This is a genomic window from Pseudomonas sp. MONT-RG-20F-20-E-7-02, from assembly GCF_022662395.1.
GTDB lineage: Bacteria > Pseudomonadota > Gammaproteobacteria > Pseudomonadales > Pseudomonadaceae > Aquipseudomonas.
Genome location: NZ_JAKNQN010000006.1, coordinates 427,416 through 445,978, shown reverse-complemented (window position 1 = coordinate 445,978; position 18,563 = coordinate 427,416). Strand labels below are relative to the sequence as shown.

At 60.7% G+C, this 18,563-nt stretch carries 18 protein-coding genes; 12 read left to right on the top strand and 6 right to left on the bottom strand.

Translation table 11 applies throughout. From position 1 onward, the window contains the following. Nucleotides 1-22 precede the first annotated feature (22 nt). On the bottom strand, nt 23-496 hold the full coding sequence (locus tag L8I05_RS19935) for an Lrp/AsnC family transcriptional regulator (RefSeq protein WP_003176072.1): 474 nt from the start codon (nt 494-496) through the stop codon (nt 23-25). Nucleotides 497-640: 144 nt separating this feature from the next. On the opposite strand from L8I05_RS19935, the gene kynU reads away from it, so the two are divergent. Both kynU and L8I05_RS19925 read left to right on the top strand, forming a co-directional pair. Then, nucleotides 641-1,891, top strand: a complete 1,251-nt coding sequence (kynU, locus tag L8I05_RS19930; protein WP_242171138.1) for a kynureninase — start codon at nt 641-643, stop codon at nt 1,889-1,891. A gap of 137 nt (nt 1,892-2,028) precedes the next feature. Continuing rightward, nucleotides 2,029-3,435 carry an amino acid permease gene (locus L8I05_RS19925; RefSeq protein WP_242171137.1) on the top strand — a complete coding sequence of 469 codons (1,407 nt, stop codon included), beginning with the start codon at nt 2,029-2,031 and terminating at the stop codon, nt 3,433-3,435. On the opposite strand, the gene L8I05_RS19920 is transcribed toward L8I05_RS19925, so the two are convergent. Beyond that, nucleotides 3,381-4,271, bottom strand: coding sequence for a LysR substrate-binding domain-containing protein (locus L8I05_RS19920; RefSeq protein WP_242171136.1), 891 nt, complete (start codon nt 4,269-4,271; stop codon nt 3,381-3,383). The two genes, L8I05_RS19925 and L8I05_RS19920, sit on opposite strands and share 55 nt — an antisense overlap. A 190-nt stretch (nt 4,272-4,461) precedes the next feature. Between L8I05_RS19920 and L8I05_RS19915 the strand changes: the two genes are divergently transcribed. From L8I05_RS19915 to L8I05_RS19895, 5 genes are all read left to right on the top strand, one after another. Then, nucleotides 4,462-5,226 carry a sulfite exporter TauE/SafE family protein gene (locus tag L8I05_RS19915; RefSeq protein WP_177019132.1) on the top strand — a complete coding sequence of 255 codons (765 nt, stop codon included), beginning with the start codon at nt 4,462-4,464 and terminating at the stop codon, nt 5,224-5,226. A 123-nt stretch (nt 5,227-5,349) separates the two neighbouring features. After that, complete coding sequence (locus L8I05_RS19910) at nt 5,350-5,940, top strand: NAD(P)H-dependent oxidoreductase (protein ID WP_177019133.1); 591 nt, start codon at nt 5,350-5,352, stop codon at nt 5,938-5,940. 31 nt (nt 5,941-5,971) lie between these two features. After that, complete coding sequence (locus L8I05_RS19905; protein WP_242171135.1) at nt 5,972-6,868, top strand: LysR family transcriptional regulator; 897 nt, start codon at nt 5,972-5,974, stop codon at nt 6,866-6,868. Between the two features lie 103 nt (nt 6,869-6,971). Further along, a complete protein-coding gene (locus L8I05_RS19900; protein WP_242171134.1) occupies nt 6,972-7,865 on the top strand; it encodes an NAD-dependent epimerase/dehydratase family protein in 894 nt (297 codons plus the stop codon). A 144-nt stretch (nt 7,866-8,009) separates the two neighbouring features. After that, on the top strand, nt 8,010-9,455 hold the full coding sequence (locus L8I05_RS19895; RefSeq protein ID WP_242171133.1) for a SulP family inorganic anion transporter: 1,446 nt from the start codon (nt 8,010-8,012) through the stop codon (nt 9,453-9,455). A gap of 4 nt (nt 9,456-9,459) precedes the next feature. Here L8I05_RS19895 and L8I05_RS19890 read toward each other — a convergent pair whose 3' ends face one another. Beyond that, nucleotides 9,460-9,852, bottom strand: coding sequence for a lysozyme inhibitor LprI family protein (locus tag L8I05_RS19890; protein WP_242171132.1), 393 nt, complete (start codon nt 9,850-9,852; stop codon nt 9,460-9,462). Between the two features lie 247 nt (nt 9,853-10,099). Between L8I05_RS19890 and L8I05_RS19885 the strand changes: the two genes are divergently transcribed. Genes L8I05_RS19885 through L8I05_RS19870 form a run of 4 tightly spaced genes read left to right on the top strand, consistent with a single transcriptional unit; the run spans nt 10,100 to nt 14,199 of the window. Continuing rightward, on the top strand, nt 10,100-11,449 hold the full coding sequence (locus L8I05_RS19885) for a gluconate:H+ symporter (protein WP_232109189.1): 1,350 nt from the start codon (nt 10,100-10,102) through the stop codon (nt 11,447-11,449). Between the two features lie 26 nt (nt 11,450-11,475). Beyond that, on the top strand, nt 11,476-12,336 hold the full coding sequence (locus tag L8I05_RS19880; protein ID WP_242171131.1) for a MurR/RpiR family transcriptional regulator: 861 nt from the start codon (nt 11,476-11,478) through the stop codon (nt 12,334-12,336). Between the two features lies 1 nt (nt 12,337). Continuing rightward, nucleotides 12,338-13,801, top strand: a complete 1,464-nt coding sequence (locus tag L8I05_RS19875) for a D-aminoacylase (protein WP_242171128.1) — start codon at nt 12,338-12,340, stop codon at nt 13,799-13,801. Between the two features lie 29 nt (nt 13,802-13,830). Beyond that, nucleotides 13,831-14,199: a glyoxalase superfamily protein gene (locus tag L8I05_RS19870; protein ID WP_106578200.1), complete on the top strand. Its 369-nt coding sequence runs from the start codon at nt 13,831-13,833 to the stop codon at nt 14,197-14,199. Nucleotides 14,200-14,842: 643 nt separating this feature from the next. On the opposite strand, the gene L8I05_RS19865 is transcribed toward L8I05_RS19870, so the two are convergent. Continuing rightward, on the bottom strand, nt 14,843-16,762 hold the full coding sequence (locus tag L8I05_RS19865) for a methyl-accepting chemotaxis protein (RefSeq protein ID WP_242171125.1): 1,920 nt from the start codon (nt 16,760-16,762) through the stop codon (nt 14,843-14,845). Between the two features lie 259 nt (nt 16,763-17,021). Here L8I05_RS19865 and L8I05_RS19860 point away from each other — a divergent pair, with 259 nt between their 5' ends. Further along, nucleotides 17,022-17,639, top strand: a complete 618-nt coding sequence (locus tag L8I05_RS19860; protein WP_159959818.1) for an FKBP-type peptidyl-prolyl cis-trans isomerase — start codon at nt 17,022-17,024, stop codon at nt 17,637-17,639. A gap of 148 nt (nt 17,640-17,787) precedes the next feature. On the opposite strand, the gene L8I05_RS19855 is transcribed toward L8I05_RS19860, so the two are convergent. Together L8I05_RS19855 and L8I05_RS19850 are read right to left on the bottom strand one after the other, a co-directional pair. After that, nucleotides 17,788-18,045, bottom strand: a complete 258-nt coding sequence (locus tag L8I05_RS19855) for a hypothetical protein (RefSeq protein WP_003194088.1) — start codon at nt 18,043-18,045, stop codon at nt 17,788-17,790. A 159-nt stretch (nt 18,046-18,204) separates the two neighbouring features. Then, nucleotides 18,205-18,546: a zinc ribbon domain-containing protein YjdM gene (locus L8I05_RS19850; protein ID WP_017254008.1), complete on the bottom strand. Its 342-nt coding sequence runs from the start codon at nt 18,544-18,546 to the stop codon at nt 18,205-18,207. Between the last annotated feature and the right edge of the window lie 17 nt (nt 18,547-18,563).

Below are 18,563 nucleotides of genomic sequence, written 5' to 3'. Positions count from 1 at the left end.
CAGCGTGGGAACGATCGTCGGGTTATTTGCGCACCACGAGGTCCAGCACCTCATCCCGATCCTTGATCTTCTGCAACACAATCTCCGAGCGAATATCCATCACCCCTGCCGTGCGGTTCAGGTGGTTCACGATAAAGTCGGAAAAGTGTTTCAAATTCCGCGCCTGCACCCGCAGCACATAATTGCTGGCGCCGGTAATCACATACGCACTGGCTACCTCCGGCCACCCTTGCACCTTCTTGATAAACGTCTCGTGCCAATCCTCCACATCCTGGCGCAAGGACAGGTGCACGATGGCTTCCAGCTCGATCCCCAACTGCTCGGCATTCAACACGGCGCGGTAGCCGCTGATGATTCCCTCGCTCTCCAGCAGGCGTAAACGGCGCAGGCAGGCGGAAGGCGACAGGGCGACTTTTTCCGCCAGTTCCTGGTTGCTGATACGGCCATCCTGTTGCAAAAAATGCAGGAGGCGCAGGTCGGTGGCGTCGAGAATCATGGTTAGAATAAATCCGCGTGTTTTGGGGTTAAATTCGAATTTCCTACAGCTTAATTAGCTTGTTGCCCACAACTTTGCACGAAAATTCTGTAAATCTTCGCTCATTATTTGGTCCATCTTCACTTATAAAAACCAGGACAGTTCATGACCACTCGAAGCCACTGCCAAGCCCTCGACGCCCAGGACCCGCTGGCGCCACTGCGTCACCAGTTCGCCTTGCCCGAGGGCGTGATCTACCTCGACGGCAACTCCCTCGGCGCGCGCCCGCTCGCAGCGTTGGCGCGAGCGCAACAGGTGATCGCCGAAGAGTGGGGCGATGGCTTGATTCGCAGCTGGAACAGCGCCGGTTGGGCCGATTTGTCTCTACGCCTGGGCAACCGCCTGGCACCGCTGATCGGTGCGCGCGACGGTGAAGTGGCGATCACTGATACCACCTCGATCAATCTGTTCAAGGTGCTCAGCGCCGCGCTGAGTGTGCAGCGCCAACGCCAGCCGAATCGCAAGGTGATCGTCAGCGAGGCGAGCAACTTCCCCACCGACCTGTACATCGCCGAAGGCCTGGCCGAATTGCTGCAACAAGGTTATTCGTTGCGACTGGTCAACAGCCCCGACGAGCTGCCGCAGGCTGTCGGCGAGGACGTGGCGGTGGTGATGCTCACCCACGTCAACTACAAGACCGGCTACATGTACGACATGCAGGCGCTTACCGCGTTGAGCCACGAATGCGGCGCCTTGAGCATCTGGGACCTGGCGCATTCGGCGGGCTCGGTGCCTGTCGACCTGCACAAGGCCGGGGCTGATTACGCGATCGGCTGCACCTACAAATACCTCAATGGCGGGCCAGGCTCCCAGGCGTTTGTGTGGGTGAACCCGGCGTTGGTGGACGTGGTGCGCCAGCCGCTGTCGGGCTGGTTCGGGCATACCCGGCAGTTCGCCATGGAAGCTCAATACGCGCCAAGCGCCGGCATTGCGCGCTACTTGTGCGGGACTCAGCCGATCACTTCGTTGGCCATGGTCGAATGCGGCCTGGAGATCTTTGCCCAGACCGACATGGCCAGCCTGCGCGCTAAATCCCTGGCGTTGACTGATTTGTTTATCGCCTTGGTCGAAGCTCGCTGCGCCGCCCACGGCCTGACACTGATCACCCCGCGTGAGCACGCAAAACGCGGCAGCCATGTGAGCTTCGAACACCCTGAAGGCTACGCGGTAATCCAGGCGTTGATCGCCCGTGGCGTGATCGGTGATTACCGCGAGCCGCGCATTATGCGGTTTGGTTTTACGCCGTTGTATACGAGCTTTGTCGAGGTGTTTGACGCCGTGGAAATCCTCGGTGAAATCCTCGACCAAAAAACCTGGGACCAGCCGCAATTCAAGGTGCGTAACAGCGTCACTTAAGAGCACCACCACACTAATGTGGGAGCTGGCTTGCCTGCGATAGCGGTGGTGAATTCACTAAAGTCATCGCAGGCAAGCCAGCTCCCACAGGGTTCGGCACCGGCAGTAACAATCACAATAATAAAGGGGCACACCACGTGACCACACCCGACAACGGCTTTGCAGAGATCACCCACCGCGAACTGGGCCTGAGGCGCCAGCTGACTTCCGGCCAGATGAGCATGATCGCCATCGGTGGCGCCATCGGCACCGGGCTGTTCATGGGCAGCGCCTATGCCATCGGTTATGCCGGGCCAAGTGTATTGGTGAGCTACGCCATCGGCGCGCTGATCACCTTGCTGTTGATGGGTTGCCTGGCGGAGATGACGGTGGCGCATTCCACTTCGGGCTCTTTTGGCGCCTACGCCGAGTTCTACATCAGCCCGCTGGCCGGGTTCCTGGTGCGTTACGCCTACTGGGCAGCGATTGTGCTGGCGGTGGGCGCCGAGGTCACGGCGGTGGCGATGTATATGAAGTACTGGTTTGCCAACGTGCCGGAATGGGTGTGGATCGTGTCGTTTTCCAGTGTGCTGATCCTGCTCAATGCAATCAGCGTGAAGACCTTCGGCAACTTCGAATACTGGTTCTCGACCATCAAGATCAGCGCCATCGTCGGCTTTATTATCCTCGCCGTGTATGTGGTGTTCGGCTCTGGCAAGCCGGAATACGGCGTGCAGAATTACACCGCCCACGGCGGCTTTTTCCCCCATGGCTTGAGCGGCATGTGGATCGCCGTGATTGTGTCGATCTTCAGCTACTTGAGCGTGGAGATGATCGCGGTAGCGGCCGGTGAAGCCGCCGACCCGGAGCAGGCGGTGAAGAAGGCCTTTCGCGCGACCATCGTGCGGCTGGTGGTGTTCTACCTGCTGACCCTGGCGCTGATGCTGGCCATCGTGCCGTGGAACCAGGCCGGCCAGACCCAGAGCCCGTTCGTGACGGTGATGCAGACCATCGGCATTCCCGGGGCCACTGGGGTGATGAACTTCGTGATTCTGATCGCCGCGCTGTCGGCGATGAACAGCCAGCTGTATATCACCACACGCATGATGTTCAGCCTCTCGCGCGCAGGCTTTGCGCCCAAGTCCATGGGCGCCTTGAGCAAGAACGGCATTCCGCTGAATGCGTTGCTGTTGTCCAGTTCGGGCATTGCCTTGGCGACCTTGCTGAATGTGGTGTACCCGGAAAGCTCGTTCACCTTGATGATGGCGATTTCGATGTTCGGCGCGATCTTCACCTGGTTCATGATCTTCCTCACGCACCTGTTTTTCCGCCGCTACCGCAAGCGCCATGGCGGCGCGAAGCTGTCGTTCCAGCTGCGTCTGTTTCCCTACAGCACGCTGTTGGGCCTGGTGCTGATGGGCGCGGTGATGATCACCACGTACTTCACCGAAGCGTTCAAGATGACGCTGGTGTTCGGCGTGCCGTTCCTGCTGATTCTGTCGGCGGTGTATTACGGGTTTTTCCGCAAGGGCAGGGCCAAGGCGTCGAACAAGGCCCTAGCGTAACCGGGCAATTGCTCGAAGGAACGCGAGCACAGCAGCAGTTTGCGGCAGGCCCAGTCTTCTTGCAGGGGCTGGGCTTTGACGCGGCGTTCCAGCGGCCAGCGTTCCAATGCCGCCTGGGGCACGATGCCCAGGCCGGCGCCGCCGGCGACCATACGAATCAGCCCGTCAAAACCGTCCGCGCGGATGCGTGTTTGCAGGCGAAAGCCCGCGTGCAGCGCCTGTTCTTCCAGGTACACCGCGAGTGCGCTGTTGGCGGCCAAACCGACGAAATCGTATTGCAGGCTGTCGATGAAACTTGCGCTCGTCAGCGGGTGGTCGAGGGGCATGATCAGCACCAGCGGGTCGTCGCGAAACGCCAGGGTTTGCAGGCCATGGGTGTCGACTGCGTCGGAAATAATCCCCAGGTCTGCCGTGCCCTGGCGCAAGGCTTGAGTGATGCGCAGGCTGGGCAGTTCCTGCAGGTCGATATCAAGGTTGGGGTGTTCGCGCAAAAAATCCGCGAGCAGTTCCGGCAAGTATTCGCTCAGGGCGGTGGTGTTGCACAGCAGGCGCACCTGGCCTTTGACGCCATTGGCGTACTCGGCCAGGTCTTGTTGCAGGTGCTCGGCCTGTTGCAGCAGCAGGCGCGCGTGGCGGGCCAGGGCCTTTCCCGCTGGTGTGGGTGTGACGCCACGGCGGCCACGCGCCAGGAACTCGATACCCAATGAAGCCTCCATGGCGCGGATGCGCGCGCTGGCAGCTGCGAGGGACAAATGGCTGCGGGCTGCGCCGGCGGTGATGTTGCCGGTGTCGAGGATGTGCAGGTACAGGCGCAGGTCGATCAGGTCAAAGTGCATGGCTGAAAATTCCCGGTGATTGGACTGGCCTCATCGCAGGCAAGCCAGCTCCCACCTTTGAACTGTGTTCACACATCCAACTGTGGGAGCTGGCTTGCCTGCGATAGCGATCGCAGCCTCACACAAAACAAGAGGCTGCCTCAGTATATGGTGAATTTTCATAACCGCCTTAACACCGCACAATCCCCCCATGACTACCTTCCTGGCGTTCTACCAAAACCTCGGCCCAGCCTTGACCCTATTGGTCATCGGCACTTTCCTGCTGGCCGGCACCGTCAAGGGCGTGATCGGCCTGGGCCTGCCCACCGTGGCCATGGGCATGCTCGGCCTGGCTATGCTCCCGGCGCAGGCTGCGGCATTACTCATCATTCCCTCAACGGTGACCAACCTCTGGCAACTGGCATTTGGCGGCCAGTTGAGCGCGCTGCTCAAGCGCCTGTGGCCAATGCTGTTACTGATTTTCCTCGGCACCGGGCTCGGCACGTTGTGGCTGGGCATGGACGGCGGCCATTGGGTGGTACGCGCGCTGGGTGGCGCGTTGCTGGTGTATGCGTTGAGCGGGTTGTTCCTGCCCACGTTCAAGGTGCAGCCTCATACCGAGCGCTGGCTGGGGCCGCTGTGTGGGCTGATCACCGGCATTATCACCTCGGCCACCGGTGTGTTCGTGATTCCCGCCGTGCCGTATCTGCAAGCCTTGGGCTTGAACCGGGATCAGTTGGTGCAGGCGTTGGGGCTGTCGTTCAGCGTTTCGACCTTGGCGCTGGCGGCCGGTCTGGCGTGGCGCGGCACCCTCGGCGGCGGCGAAATCAATGCCTCTTTGTTGGCGTTGGTGCCTGCGCTGTTGGGCATGTGGCTGGGCCAGGCACTGCGTCAGCGCATCAGCGCGGTGCTGTTCAAACGGGTGTTTTTTATCGGCATGGCGCTGCTGGGCGGCCACCTTTTGATCAGCGGGTAAATCAAGAGTACGGCGTTATTCGTGCGTTTTGATCAAATGTATTTTGCCGCACCGCTGCTTATTCCAAGGGCGCAATGTCGATAGCCTGCCGGCAGACATTGCTAACCCTCTGGATTCCCTCCCATGAAAAAAGTACTTCTGCTTAACGGCGGCAAACAATTCGCCCATTCCGACGGCCGCTACAACACCACCCTGCATGACGCCGCCGTGGCCGTGCTGGACCGTGGCGGTATCGACGTCAAAGTCACCCACATCGACGCGGGCTACGACGTGGCCGAAGAAGTGGCCAAATTCCTCTGGGCCGATGTGATCATCTATCAGATGCCCGGCTGGTGGATGGGCGCGCCGTGGATCGTCAAGAAGTACATCGACGAAGTCTTCACCGAAGGCCACGGCAGCCTGTATGCCAGCGATGGCCGCACCCGTTCCGACGCGTCGCAGAAATATGGCAGCGGCGGCCTGATCCAGGGCAAGCAGTACATGCTGTCGCTGACCTGGAACGCGCCGCAGCAAGCCTTCGACGACCCGACGGATTTCTTTGAAGCCAAGGGCGTCGATGCGGTGTACTTCCCGTTCCATAAGGCCAACGAGTTCCTTGGCATGACCGGCCTGCCGACCTTCCTGTGCGTGGACGTGATGAAACGCCCGGCCATCGAGGCGGACGTGGCGCGCTACGAGCAGCATCTGGCGCAGGTGTTTAACTTCACGGTGTAAGCTGCTACTCACCGATCAAGAAGGACAGCCTGTGAAAGCCCGATCCGATGAGTTACAGATCTTCGTCAGCGTGATTGAGTGCGGCTCAATTTCCGCCGCAGCGGAGCAGGTCGGGCAGACGCCGTCGGCGGTCAGCCGCACCTTGTCGCGCCTGGAAGCCAAGCTCGACACCACGCTGATCAACCGCACCACCCGGCGCATGGACCTGACCGAAGAGGGCAAGTACTTCTTCGAGCAGGCCAAGGTGATCCTGGCGCAGATGGATGAGCTGGAAGAGCGTCTGTCGTCGCGCCAGAAAAACCCGGCCGGGCGCCTGCGTATCAACGCCGCAGTGCCCTTCATGCTGCACGGGATCGTGCCGTACATCGCCGAGTTTCGCAGCCTCTACCCGGACATCCAGCTGGAGCTGAACAGCGATGACTTGATCATCGACCTGCTGGAACAGAGCACCGACATTGCCATCCGCATCGGTGCCCTGGCCGACTCCACGCTGCACGCGCGTTCCCTGGGTTGTACGCCGCTGCATATCCTTGCCAGCCCCGACTACCTCAAGCAGTTCGGCACGCCGACCACGGTGGCCGAGTTGGCGGACCATACCTTGCTGGGCTTTACCCAGACCGAAACCCTCAACCACTGGCCGCTACGCCATGTGGAGGGCGACCGCTGGCTGATCCAGCCGAGTGTCGCCGCTTCCAGTGGCGAGACTCTGCGCCAGTTGGCGCTGGAAGGGCAGGGCATTTGCTGCCTGTCGAACTTCATGACGGTCGAGGACATCAACGCCGGGCGCCTGGTGCCGGTGCTGGAGGCGTTCAACAGTGGCTATCGCCAGCCGATCCACGCGGTGTTCTACCGCAACTCGCAGTTGGCATTGCGCATCCAGTGCTTCCTGGACTTCATTCAGACCAAGCTGGCGCGGTATGCCTGCTGATTCGTGACGTGCGCGCAAGATTGAATTGGGCAATCGGGTCTTATTCGACCGGGGCGGGTCCGTAACAATGGACCCATCACTTACCCAGTCAGGAGCACACTCCATGAACGTATTCGTAACCGGCGCATCCGGGTTTATCGGCGGTTCCATCGCCACCGGCCTGGTCAAGGCTGGCCACCGCGTTACCGGCCTGGTGCGCAGCGCCGAACAAGCCGCTGAGATGACCGCCCTCGGTATCACCCCGGTGATGGGCACGCTGGACGATGCGGCTGTGCTGACCGAGCAGGCGCAAAAGGCTGATGCGGTGATCAACGCCGCCAGCAGCGATCATCGTGCTGCGGTTGAGACCTTGCTGGCTGCTTTGAAAGGCTCCAATAAACCGTTCCTGCACACCAGCGGTTCGAGCATCGTCGGTGATGCGTCGGGCGGTAAGTCCAGCGATGTCGTCTACTTTGAAGACAACCTGCCGCAGCCAACCGTCGACAAGGCCGCCCGCGTGGCCATCGACAACCTGATCCTGGCGGCGGCGAACGACGGCGTGAACTCGGCGGTGATCTGCAACACGCTGATTTACGGCCACAGCCTCGGCGTGAAGCGTGACAGCGTGCAATTGCCGCGCTTGCTCAAGCAGGCGCGCAAAAGTGGTGTGGTGCGCCATGTGGGCACCGGGCAGAACATCTGGTCCAACGTGCATATTGAAGACGTGGTGGCGCTGTACCTGCTGGCGCTTGAGAAGAATGTGCCAGGCACCTTCTACTTTGTGGAAAGCGGCGAAGCGGCGTTTGTCGACATGACCACGGCGATTGCCGACGCGTTGAAGCTGGGCAAGCCACAGGATTGGCCGTTGGCGGATGCTGAAGCCGAGTGGGGCTATGAAATGGCCAACTATGGTTTGGGCTCCAACAGCCGGGTGCGTGGCAAGCATGCGCGTGAGTTGCTGGGCTGGGCGCCGAAGCGTACTTCTGTGGTTGAGTGGATTCGCAACGAAATGGTGTGATGTTCGCTTGATACCGAGATGTTGCCATCGCTGGCTTGCCTGCGATGAAGGCGCCTCGGTCATTTGTTGTTACGCTTTACTGGCCCCACTCCCTGCAATTCCGTACCATTCCCCGCCTTATCCCCCGCATTACCCTGGTATTTCATGAATCTCACCCGTCTACGCGCCGATGCCCTGGCCGGCCTCACCACGTCTTTTGCGCTGCTGCCCGAATGCATCGCCTTTGCCCTGGTCGCCCACCTCAACCCGCTGATGGGGCTCTACGGCGCCTTTATCATTTGCACCCTCACAGCGCTGTTCGGCGGCCGACCCGGTATGGTCTCGGGGGCGGCCGGTTCGATGGCGGTGGTGATCGTCGCGCTGGTGGTGCAGCACGGCGTGGAGTACTTGCTGGCGACGGTGCTATTGGGCGGGCTGATCATGGTCGCGTTCGGCCTGCTGCGCCTGGGCAAGTTGGTGCGCATGGTGCCGCATTCGGTGATGCTCGGCTTCGTCAACGGCCTGGCGATTATTATCGCGCTGGCGCAACTGGAGCATTTCAAAAGCGGTGAGCACTGGCTCAGCGGCACGCCGCTCTATGTGATGACCGGCCTGGTGGCGGTGACCATGGCGATTGTCTACCTGCTGCCGCGCCTGACCCGCGCCGTGCCGCCTGCCTTGGTCGCGATCCTCGGCGTCGGCCTGGCGGTGTACCTGCTTGGCCTGCCGACCCGCACGCTCGGCGACATGGCGCACATCGCCGGTGGCTTGCCGACCTTTGCCTTGCCGCAAATCCCCTGGACCCTGGAAACCCTCGGCATCATCGCGCCCTACGCGTTCCTGATGGCGATGGTCGGCCTGCTGGAAACCCTGCTGACCCTGAACCTCACCGACGAAATCACCGAAACCCGTGGCTACCCCGACCGCGAAAGCGTGGCCCTGGGCGCGGCGAATATGGTCAGCGGCCTGTTCGGCGGCATGGGCGGTTGCGCGATGATCGGGCAAACCGTGATCAACCTCAGTTCCGGCGGGCGCGGGCGTTTCTCCGGGGTGTTTGCCGGGGTGATGATCCTGTTGTTCATTCTGTTTCTGTCGCCGCTGATCGAGCGTATTCCGCTGGCGGCGCTGGTGGGCGTGATGTTCGTGGTGTCCCAGCAAACCTTCGCCTGGGCGTCGCTGCGGGTGATCAACAAGGTGCCGTTCAACGATGTGTTGGTGATCCTGGCGGTGACGGTAATCACCGTCTTCACCGACCTGGCCACCGCCGTGCTCTGCGGCATCGTGATTGCGGCGCTGAACTTCGCCTGGCAACAGGCGCGTGAGTTGTATGCCGATGAGCATCTGGAAGCCGACGGCAGTAAGCTCTATCGCTTGCACGGCACCTTGTTTTTTGCCTCGACGACGCCCTTCCTGAACCAGTTCGACCCGGCCAACGACCCGGCCCAGGTGACGCTCGATTGCCGTCACCTGAGCTTCGTCGACTATTCAGCGATTGCTGCGTTGATGACCTTGCGCGAGCGCTATAGCAAAGCCGGCAAGCACTTGCGGGTGCTGCATTTGTCGGAGCGCTGCAAGAAGCTGCTCAAGCGCGCCCGCGTGCATCAGGAGTAACTGATTACGGCCCGACCAGGTCTTCAAGTTCCTGGGCGCGGGTCTGGGTCATGTCCAGCAGGCAGCCGGAGCCGTTGACCTGGTCGATGGTGCCGCCGGTGGCGGAGCCGGCGAAGCCGCAATTGGCGTCGCGGTATTTAATCCACAGGCGCTGCACGTCCTGCAGTTTCTCCTTGCGGTCGCCTTCCTGGGCGGCCAGGGCGGTTTTGTAGGCTTTGTTCACGCGCTCGTCCTGAACCTTGGCTTCCTTGGCGTTGCAATTGACCATGTCGACGGTCGTGTTGGCGCTGTCCATGCATTTTTTCAGTGCGGCGTTCTCGGCGGCCGAGGCGCTGCCGCACAGGGCCAACAGCATGGCGCCGGCGGCGAAAGGAACAAGCAGGGTCTTGCGATTCATGGTGGGAATTCCTGATCGTAGTGGAGGCCGCCATCTGAGACTCGGCCTTGGCGGCTGAGTTTCTGCGCGGCAAAAACTTCATGTAAGAACACGCCCCGGATTTTCATGCGCTGGCGCTGGGCATATCCCCAAGCGACAGCGCTTATCCGTGGGTGAAAATTACTTTCATAAAAATTGAAAATTACACCGGGTAATGATTTATGAGTTTCACAACCAATTCGACGTGACCCTTTCCAAGGAGTACCGCATGGCCGCACCACTGGGCTTGGGGCTGCTGGCATACGCTGCCATCGCCATCATTGCATTGATCGTGCTGATTGCACGTTACCGACTCAACCCGTTTATTGTCATCACCTTGGTGTCCATCGGCCTGGCGCTGATGGCCGGCATGCCGGCAGACACGATCATGGGCTCGTACGAGGCGGGCGTCGGTAAAACCCTGGGGCACATTGCTCTGGTGGTGGCGCTGGGCACCATGCTCGGCAAGATGATGGCCGAGTCCGGCGGCGCCGAGCAGGTGGCGCGTACGCTGATCAACCGCTTCGGCGAACGCAATGCGCATTGGGCAATGGTGTGCATCGCGTTCCTGGTGGGGCTGCCGCTGTTTTTCGAGGTCGGTTTTGTGCTGCTGGTGCCGATCGCCTTTACCGTGGCGCGGCGCGTTGGGGTGTCGATCCTGATGGTCGGCTTGCCAATGGTCGCCGGCTTGTCGGTGGTGCATGCGCTGGTGCCGCCGCACCCTGCGGCAATGATGGCGGTGCTGGCGTACAACGCGTCGGTTGGGCAGACCGTGCTGTATGCGATTCTGATCGGTATTCCCACGGCAATCATTGCTGGCCCGTTGTACGCCAAGTTCATCGTGCCGCGTATTCACCTGCCGGCGGAGAACCCGCTGGAACGCCAGTTTATTGAGCGCGAACCGCGCACCCGTTTGCCGAGCTTTACCCTGACCATGGGCACGATCCTGTTGCCGGTGGTGTTGATGATGATCGGCGGCTGGGCCAATGTGATTTCCACACCCGGCACCGGCTTTAACCAGTTCCTGCTGTTTATCGGCAACTCGGTGATCGCGCTGTTGGTGGCCACCTTGGTGAGCTTCTGGACGCTGGGCCTGGCCCAGGGTTTCAACCGCGAAGCGATCCTCAAGTTCACCAATGAATGCCTGGCACCGACCGCGAGTATCACCTTGCTGGTGGGCGCGGGCGGCGGTTTGAACCGCATCCTGGTGGACGCGGGCGTGACCAATGAAATTCTCGGCCTGGCGCATGCCTTCCATTTGTCGCCGCTGGTGATGGGCTGGTTGTTTGCCGCGCTGATGCGCATCGCCACCGGTTCGGCCACCGTGGCCATGACCACGGCTTCCGGTGTGGTTGCGCCCGTGGCCATGGGCCTGGGTTATCCACACCCTGAATTATTGGTATTGGCCACCGGCGCGGGTTCGGTGATTTTTTCCCACGTCAACGACGGCGGCTTCTGGCTGATCAAGGAATACTTCAATATGACGGTGATCCAGACTTTCAAGACCTGGACCGTGCTGGAGACGTTGATTTCGGTCGTCGCATTCGGCCTGACTTACGGCCTGTCTCTGGTTCTATGAGCCTTCTTTCGTAACCCGGAGCCCCGATGGACATCCTCTACCAGATCCGCGCCCGCCAGGATTCCTTCAGTGCCGGCGAGGGCCGTATCGCCAAGCTGATGCTTGATGACGTGGGCTTTGCCGCATCGGCCAGCCTGGAAGAGTTGTCACAACGTGCCGAGGTGAGCACGGCGACCTTGTCGCGTTTTGCCCGCAGTGTGGGGTGCCGTGACTTGCGTGATTTGCGCCTGCAATTGGCCCAGGCCAGCGGGGTTGGCAGCCGTTTCCTCGACCCGGCGGGGTTGCCGGAACAGTCGGCGTTTCATCGGCAGATTCTCGGCGATATCGAAGCGACGCTGCGTCAGCATCTGTCAGGTTTTAATCAGGCGAGTTTTGTCGACGCCGTCAGCCTGTTGGGCAGGGCGCGGATGATCCATGCATTCGGCATGGGCGGCCCGTCGAGCCTGTGCAGTGAAGAGTTGCAAGTACGCCTGGTACGTCTGGGTTACCCGATTGCCGCTTGCCGCGACCCGGTGATGATGCGTGTCACGGCGGCGACCTTGGGGCCGGAACATGCGCTGATCGTGTGCTCGCTCTCCGGCCTCACGCCCGAGTTGCTGGACGTGGTGACGCTGGCGCGCAACTACGATGCGCCCATCGTCGCCATCACCCTGGCCGGCTCACCGCTGGCCGAGTTGGCGGACGTGCTGCTGCCGCTGCAACCGGCCGAAACCAGTTTTATCTACAAGCCCACCGCGGCGCGCTACGGAATGCTGTTGGCCATCGACCTGCTCGCCACCGAGCTGGCGCTGGCCATGCCGGACGACAACCAGGAGCGCCTGCGCCGGATCAAGCTGGCCCTGGACGATTATCGCGGCGGCCCTGACAGCCTGCCGCTTGGAGATTGAAATGAAGTACGACACGCTGATTCGCCAAGCGCTGATCATTGATGGCAGCAATACGCCAGGCTATGTCGCCGATGTAGGGCTGCGCGGCGGGCGTATCGAGACGATCGGCGACCTTGCGAGCGCAACCGCCGAACACGAGATCGACGCCAGTGGCCGCGTGTTGTCGCCAGGCTTTATCGACGTGCACACCCACGATGACACCGTGGTGATCCGCCATCCGCAAATGCTGCCCAAGCTCAGCCAGGGCGTGACCACGGTGATTGTCGGCAACTGTGGCATCAGCGCCTCGCCGGTGAGTCTGCGCAGTGATCCGCCAGACCCGATGAACTTGCTCGGTTCGCGTGAGGCGTTCGCTTATCCACGCTTTGCCGATTACCGTGCGGCGGTGGAAAGCGCCCATCCGGCCGTCAACGTTGCGGCATTGATTGGCCATACGGCGCTGCGCAGCAACCATATGGACGACCTGCACCGCACGGCCACGCCAGCTGAAATCGCCGCCATGCGTGTGCAGTTGCAAGAGAGCCTGGAAGCCGGCGCCCTTGGGTTGTCCACAGGCCTGGCCTATGCCAGCGCGTTTAATGCCGAGACCGATGAAGTGCTGCAACTCAGTGAAGAACTGACGGCCTTCGGTGCGGTGTACACCACGCATTTGCGCAGCGAATTCGAGCCGGTGCTGGAGGCGATGGACGAGGCCTTTCTGATTGGCCGCCATGCCAAGGCACCGGTGATTATTTCCCACCTCAAATGCGCCGGCGCGGGTAATTGGGGGCGCAGTCCACAGCTGTTGGCATCGCTGGAACGGGCGGCGAAAACCCATCCTGTGGGCTGTGATTGTTACCCCTACGCCGCCAGCTCTTCGACGCTGGACCTCAAGCAAGTCACCGACGCGTTTCGCATCACCATCACCTGGTCGACGCCACACCCGGACGTCGGTGGGCGCGACTTGCAGGACATCGCCGCCGAGTGGGACGTTTCGCTGCTGGACGCAGCGCGCCGCCTGCAACCGGCCGGGGCGGTGTACTACGGGATGGACGAGGCGGATGTACGACGCATCCTCGCGCACCCGCTGTCGATGGTCGGGTCGGATGGCTTGCCTGAAGACCCTTTTCCACACCCGCGTTTGTGGGGTGCGTTTCCGCGCGTGCTGGGGCATTTCAGCCGGGATGTGGGGTTGTTCCCGCTGCACACGGCGGTGCACAAGATGACAGGGCTGTCGGCAGCGCGCTTCGGCCTGGCTGAGCGTGGTGAAATCCGTGAAGGGCACTGGGCTGACCTGGTGTTGTTCGACCCGTTGCGCGTGCGCGATGTGGCGGACTTCAAAGAGCCACAACGCGCGGCCGAAGGCATTGATGGGGTGTGGGTCAACGGGGTGTTGAGTTACAGCGACGGGCAGGCCAATGGTCAGCGGCCGGGCCGGTTCCTGGCACGCAATGGAGATTTGCGTGGTGGGTTTTCGTCTCTATAGTGGGTGCTTTCATACACGGAGCTGTGGTCATGCACTTAGGAAAAGTCACCCCGATTTTACGCATCTTCGACGAAGCCAAGGCGTTGGAATTTTACGTCGACTTCCTCGGGTTCAAGGTCGACTGGCAGCATCGCTTCGAGGCGAATTTTCCATTGTATTTGCAGGTGTCGCTGGGCGAGTGCGTGCTGCATTTGTCCGAGCATCACGGCGATGCTTCGCCCGGGTCGGCGGTGCGTATTCAGGCGCAGGGCGTGGACGCGTATCAGCAGCAGTTGCTGGCCAAGGATTATCGGTATGCCAAGCCTGGGGTTGAGGAAACGCCGTGGGGCTCGCGGGAGATGAGCATCGGCGATCCGTTTGGGAATCGGCTGGTGTTTGTCGAGGAAGGCGAGGGGTGATGGGTAAATCGCAGGCAATAAAAAACCGCCTTAGTAGGGCGGTTTTTTATTGCAAACCCAGTGAGTGGCTGGGGTTGCTATCTCAAAGGATGCATCGACCCGCAGTTGGATACTACCTGCCAGTCACGTCGTCACGCAAGCCGGAAAGTATGGTTGGCAGGGAGTGCTTTTCGGTCTTTATCCATACGCGGATTTGACTGCAAAAACTTGTAATGAATCTACCGATAGATGCTGGATATTTGACCACTGTTTGACACACCTCAGACGGGAATGTTGGTTAGCATCTTCCCCGTTCTACGTTTGTCGCTTTTTAGGTGAGCCAGGTATGCGCGCGAATTCTGGACCGACCGCCACGGGCTAGTAATCCGTGCCGGATTGATGCGGAAGGACCACTAGCCCGGCCACCTCAAAGGGCGCATCGACCCGCGTCCAAAGGCCCACGTGTTCCGGTAAGTGTGCTGGAGGTAAGGCCCAACTCAGGGAGGGCCGAGTATGTCTAAGTTTTCACGACGTACGTGGAACCTCGTAGTGAATGCCGTGCGTGTTTATCACGTGTGGACATTCCTGCGGGACAGCTTCGATGACCTGTAAGGTCTGAGAAGTGGAGCCGCCTCGGTTTACGCCGAGGCGGCTTTTTGGTTTTTTAAACCCGGAAATGGCTGACCATCTGCTGCAACTGGCTGCCCAAACGCGCCAGTTCCACGCTCGACTTGGCTGTCTCGTCACTCGCCGTGGCGGTCTGCTCGGACACATCACGCACGTTCACAATGCTGCGGCTGATCTCTTCAGCCACGGCACTCTGCTGTTCGGCCGCGGCTGCAATCTGCTGGTTCATCGACTGGATGTTCGACACCGTACGGGTGATATTTTCCAGCGACACACCGGCCTTGCGCGTCAGCTCGACGCTGCTGTCGGTGAGGCTGCGGCTGTTGTTCATCACGGTGGCGACTTGCTGGGTGCCGTTCTGCAGACCGGCCACCAGGCCTTCGATTTCTTCGGTGGATTTCTGGGTGCGTTGGGCCAGGCCACGGACTTCGTCGGCGACCACGGCAAAGCCACGACCGGCTTCACCGGCGCGCGCGGCTTCAATCGCGGCGTTGAGTGCCAGCAGGTTGGTTTGTTCGGCCACCGCCTTGATCACATCCATCACGCTGCCGATCTTGTTGCTCTCTTGTTGCAGGTGCGTCATGGCGTCGGTGGAACGTGCCACTTCAGCCGCCAGGCGTTCGATCTGGGCGATGGCCTCGGCCACTACTTTGTCGCCCGCGCGGGCTTGGCCATCGGCATCGGCAGCGGCCAGCGAGGCCTGCTCGGCGTTGCGTGCGACTTCCTGCACAGTGGCAGTCATTTCGTGCATCGCCGTGGCGACTTGATCGGTCTCGATCTTCTGGCTGTTCACGCCGGCGCTGGTCTGTTCGGTAACCGCCGACAGCTCTTCGGCGGCGCTGGCGATTTGGGTTACGCCATCGCGGATACCGCTGATCAATTCACGCAGGGTGGTGCCCATGCGCTGGATGCCTTGTTGCAACACGCCCAATTCATCACGACGGGTGACCTGGATGTTGTGGCTCAGGTCGCCGGAAGCGATGCGCTCCACCACGGCCAGGGTTTCCTGGATCGGGCGAGTGATCTGGCGGGTAATGACCAGTGCCGCGATGACGCCGACCAGCAGGGCCAGCAAGGTGCTGATCAGTTGCAGGCTGCGGGCCTGGGCGCTTTCGGCGTCACGGCGATCCAGTTGGATGTCGTATAGCTTGTCGCTGATGGTGACGATATCGGCGCCTTGGGTGGTCATTTCCGCACGGGCGCTGACGATGTTGGCGTTGGCGGCCTTGTAGCTTTGCACGGCGCTGCGATAGGCACCCAGCGCGGTTTCCAGCGAGGTCAATGCGCTTTGTTGGCTGGCGCCGAATGCGGCGCTGAGATTTTTCAAACCGCTGATGGCTTTTTCAATCTGTGCGGCGGCGCGGGCTTCGGTCTCTGCGCTGGGACTGTTGGTATAGCCGCGCACTTCGTAGCGGCTCAACTGGAAGTCTTCCTTGGCGTGAGTGACGGCCTGGTACTGGGTGAAGCGCTCCGGACTGTCAGGCATCTGCTGCACAGTGGTTTCCAGCGCGTCGATCTGGGCGTTGGCGATGTCGGCCTTGTCGCCCATGACCTGGCGCGCGGCGTTACCGTTGCGGTAGGCCTCACGCATTTTGTTCAAGGACTGCTGATACGCGGTGATGACGGCTTTCTGCTCGTTGAGCAGCTTGAGGTTTTCCGGGCTCTTGAAGCTGTCCAGCAGCTTCTGTTGCTGGGCGGCGAAGGCGTCGAGATTAGTCTGGACGTTCTGTGCCACCGCTTCATCGCCGTTAGCCAGCATGTATTGCAGGCGCACGATGCGCAGCTTGGTCAGCGAGGCGTTGAGCTGGGTGATGTCGCTCATCCAGTTGCTGCGGTCGATCAAGCCGCCCAGGCTGGTCCAGCCGGTCAGTGCCAGGATCGAGGTGAGGACCAGCACCAGGCCGAAGCCCAGGCCGAGTTTAAGGTTGACGCTGATGTTGCCGAACCAGCTATTCATCGAATGCTCCGCAAGAATGATGTGTGTCTGCTGGACGGTGTTTTTTTGTTTGAGCCAGCCAAAGTGTGTAGGGCTGTATCGGCGGCGTCAGGTGATTCTGAAATATTTTTAATCCGGGTGCGACGAAGGGTTGCGATCGCCGTGTGGCTTATGGCGTAGGGCAGGGGCTCATCACGGGCAGGCCTTGTGTGCTAGTCTGCTGGCCCTTTTAGTTTTGGATGGCACGGGAAATCGTGTTGTCCTACAGCGGAGCCTCTTCATGTCCGAAGTTAATCTGTCCACCGACGAAACCCGCGTCAGCTACGGTATCGGCCGTCAGTTGGGCGACCAACTGCGCGACAACCCGCCACCGGGCGTGAGCATTGATGCGATCCTGGCCGGCCTGACCGACGCGTTCGCAGGCAAACCAAGCCGCGTTGACCAAGAGCAAATGGCGGCCAGCTTCAAAGTTATCCGCGAAATCATGCAAGCCGAAGCGGCTGCCAAGGCTGAAGCGGCTGCTGGCGCTGGTTTGGCGTTCCTGGCTGAAAACGCCAAGCGTGACGGCATCACCACCCTGGCTTCCGGCCTGCAATTTGAAGTGCTGACCGCGGGTAGCGGCGCCAAGCCGACCCGTGAAGACCAAGTGCGTACCCACTACCACGGCACCCTGATCGACGGCACTGTGTTCGACAGCTCCTACGAGCGCGGCCAGCCTGCAGAATTCCCGGTTGGCGGCGTGATCGCCGGCTGGACCGAAGCCCTGCAACTGATGAATGCCGGCAGCAAATGGCGTCTGTACGTGCCGAGCGAACTGGCTTACGGCGCTCAAGGCGTTGGCAGCATTCCGCCGCACAGCGTTCTGGTGTTCGACGTCGAGCTGCTTGACGTTCTGTAAGACCTGCTGATGGTTGCACCTGGCCTTGTGTGGGAGCCGGGCTTGCTCGCGATGCAGACGACTCGGTCTAAAGTCTTACCGAGTTGATGCTATCGCAGGCAAGCCAGCTCCCACATAGAGCGGGTGCATTCAGGCTTCGGGTGGTCAATCATGGATGGAACTTGCCATTCAACTCCGTGGCCGGGCGCAACGCTCGGGCATAGCAGAACAGAAACAGGTTGCGCACTACTTCCTTCAGCACCCCAGGCTCACTGGAACTCAGGCCGTTGACGTCCAGGTCGCCCTGGTCCTGCAGTTCATTCAACGCTTCTTCCTCCAGCACCGCACAGACTTCCCCGGTTTCCCGATGCAGGATTCGCAGGTAAGGGTGTGGCCGGTCCAGCCAGGCATCTATCAAATAAGTCATGGTCGTTCTCCTTGATAAGTTTCAATGAGAATAATTCTTATTCGTAGAATAGCAAGTGCCTATTGGCGGTTTCCAGGTTTTTCTGTGTGGATATTGCGTTCGATCAACGGGGAGGGCGGAACGCCATCCCGCGGCGGGCGCGGGATGGATGCAGCAGAATCAGACTTTACGGACGAACTCGGACTTGAGTTTCATCGGGCCGATACCGTCGATCTTGCAATCGATATCGTGGTCGCCGTCGCACAGGCGGATGTTCTTGACCTTGGTGCCGACCTTGACCACCAGGGACGTGCCTTTGACCTTGAGGTCTTTGATGACAGTGATGGTGTCGCCGTCTTGCAGGACGTTGCCTACAGAGTCTTTCTTCACGGTTTCATCGCCGGCTGCTTCGGCCTCGCCATTGGCGGACCACTCATGGGCGCATTCCGGGCAGATCAGCTGGGCGCCGTCTTCGTAGGTGTATTCGGAATTGCATTTCGGGCAGGGTGGCAACGTGCTCACTAAAGCTCCTTGAAAGT

Coding starts and splice junctions, on each gene's coding strand:
- L8I05_RS19880 (WP_242171131.1), top strand. CDS start 11,476: ATGGACATCCTCTACCAGATCCGCGCCCGCCAGGATTCCTTCAGTGCC.
- L8I05_RS19935 (WP_003176072.1), bottom strand. CDS start 496: ATGATTCTCGACGCCACCGACCTGCGCCTCCTGCATTTTTTGCAACAG.
- kynU (WP_242171138.1), top strand. CDS start 641: ATGACCACTCGAAGCCACTGCCAAGCCCTCGACGCCCAGGACCCGCTG.
- L8I05_RS19890 (WP_242171132.1), bottom strand. CDS start 9,852: ATGAATCGCAAGACCCTGCTTGTTCCTTTCGCCGCCGGCGCCATGCTG.
- L8I05_RS19885 (WP_232109189.1), top strand. CDS start 10,100: ATGGCCGCACCACTGGGCTTGGGGCTGCTGGCATACGCTGCCATCGCC.
- L8I05_RS19865 (WP_242171125.1), bottom strand. CDS start 16,762: ATGAATAGCTGGTTCGGCAACATCAGCGTCAACCTTAAACTCGGCCTG.
- L8I05_RS19870 (WP_106578200.1), top strand. CDS start 13,831: ATGCACTTAGGAAAAGTCACCCCGATTTTACGCATCTTCGACGAAGCC.
- L8I05_RS19875 (WP_242171128.1), top strand. CDS start 12,338: ATGAAGTACGACACGCTGATTCGCCAAGCGCTGATCATTGATGGCAGC.
- L8I05_RS19910 (WP_177019133.1), top strand. CDS start 5,350: ATGAAAAAAGTACTTCTGCTTAACGGCGGCAAACAATTCGCCCATTCC.
- L8I05_RS19915 (WP_177019132.1), top strand. CDS start 4,462: ATGACTACCTTCCTGGCGTTCTACCAAAACCTCGGCCCAGCCTTGACC.
- L8I05_RS19860 (WP_159959818.1), top strand. CDS start 17,022: ATGTCCGAAGTTAATCTGTCCACCGACGAAACCCGCGTCAGCTACGGT.
- L8I05_RS19900 (WP_242171134.1), top strand. CDS start 6,972: ATGAACGTATTCGTAACCGGCGCATCCGGGTTTATCGGCGGTTCCATC.
- L8I05_RS19920 (WP_242171136.1), bottom strand. CDS start 4,271: ATGCACTTTGACCTGATCGACCTGCGCCTGTACCTGCACATCCTCGAC.
- L8I05_RS19855 (WP_003194088.1), bottom strand. CDS start 18,045: ATGACTTATTTGATAGATGCCTGGCTGGACCGGCCACACCCTTACCTG.
- L8I05_RS19895 (WP_242171133.1), top strand. CDS start 8,010: ATGAATCTCACCCGTCTACGCGCCGATGCCCTGGCCGGCCTCACCACG.